Genomic DNA, 1,275 nt, shown 5'->3' with positions numbered 1-1,275 from the left:
TGTTCTGTTTGTTCGTCGGAGCGCGGATTTTCAGTTAGTGTCACAAATACACGGTGGCGGACACGAGCGTGGTATGCGTTCGGGTACCTTGCCTACTCATCAAATCGCTGGGTTTGGTGAGGCATTTCGCTTGTCACTAGATGAGATGGACGGCGAGCAGAGTCGCATCGAATCACTTAAAAAGCGTTTTGTCGATGCGCTTCAAGGTGTCGATATGATTGTTAACGGGGAGGGCGCAATGTCTGTCGCTGGAATCGTTAATTTGAGTTTTCCTGGTGTAGACGGGCAGATGTTGTTAACAGCTCTTCCTAATTTAGCTATTTCTTCCGGTAGTGCGTGTAATTCTGCAAGCATGGCTCCATCACATGTGCTTAAGGCAATGGGGTTGTCTGATGAACTTGCTTTGAGTTCATTGAGGTTCTCTTTTGGGCGTTTTACGACGGATGCTGATGTTGATAATGCTGCGGCGGTATTGAAAGATGCGCTGCTTAAAATGCAAAGTTAACAAAGTAGCTATAAGTTTTACGAAAGTAAGCGGAAGAAAGATATATTTTTGCTTTAATCGGCCTTATAATTCCGCGGCAAATTTTTAACAGCTCATATTAGAGCGCTAATACATAATTTATGGGGATAATATCATGGCGGTAGAACGCACCTTATCAATCGTTAAGCCAGACGCAGTTGCTAAAAACGTAATCGGCAAAATCTACGATCGTTTCGAATCAAACGGTTTGCAAATCGTTGCTGCAAAAATGGTTCAACTTTCTCAAGAGAAAGCTGAAGGTTTCTACGCTGAGCATAAAGAGCGTCCTTTCTTTGGTGACTTGGTGGCGTTCATGACTTCTGGTCCTGTATGTGTACAAGTTCTTGAAGGCGAAGGTGCGGTTCTTAAAAATCGTGAGTTGATGGGCGCAACAAACCCACAAGAAGCTGACGCTGGTACTATCCGTGCAGATTTCGCTTCTTCAATCGATGCAAACGCTGTTCACGGTTCAGACTCTACTGAATCAGCAGCGCGTGAAGTTGCTTACTTCTTTGCTGATGAAGAAATCTGTCCTCGCGGCTAATTTCTTTTTCGCAGGTAGACAAAAGCAGGGCTCTGTTTGGGGTCCTGCTTTTGTGCGTATTAGGACATCGTATTTTAGGTGACAAACATGACTGAAGTGACAAGCACTCCGCGTAAAAATTTACTTGGAATGCCAAAAGCTAAATTAGAGGCATTTTTTGCTGAAATTGGTGAGAAGCCGTTTCGAGCCAAGCAGGTCATGCAATGGA

2 protein-coding genes and 1 pseudogene are annotated in these 1,275 nt (G+C 44.3%); all 3 read left to right on the top strand.

Annotated elements, in window-relative coordinates:
• Positions 1-505: cysteine desulfurase family protein (locus A3762_RS16450; protein WP_156493526.1), on the top strand; the 505-nt coding region annotated here is incomplete at its 5' end.
• Positions 506-638: 133 nt separating this feature from the next.
• Complete coding sequence (ndk, locus tag A3762_RS16445) at positions 639-1,067, top strand: nucleoside-diphosphate kinase (protein WP_068476691.1); 429 nt, start codon at positions 639-641, stop codon at positions 1,065-1,067.
• 87 nt (positions 1,068-1,154) lie between these two features.
• Positions 1,155-1,275: pseudogene (locus A3762_RS28875) on the top strand (23S rRNA (adenine(2503)-C(2))-methyltransferase RlmN); the annotation flags it as partial.

Source organism: Oleiphilus sp. HI0125, assembly GCF_001635355.1.
Note: the sequence above shows the minus strand (reverse complement) of the source record. Positions and strands in the feature narration are given on the sequence as shown.

Bases quoted from the DNA above. Each gene is read 5' to 3' on its own strand.
- ndk (WP_068476691.1), top strand. From the start codon at position 639: ATGGCGGTAGAACGCACCTTATCAATCGTTAAGCCAGACGCAGTTGCT.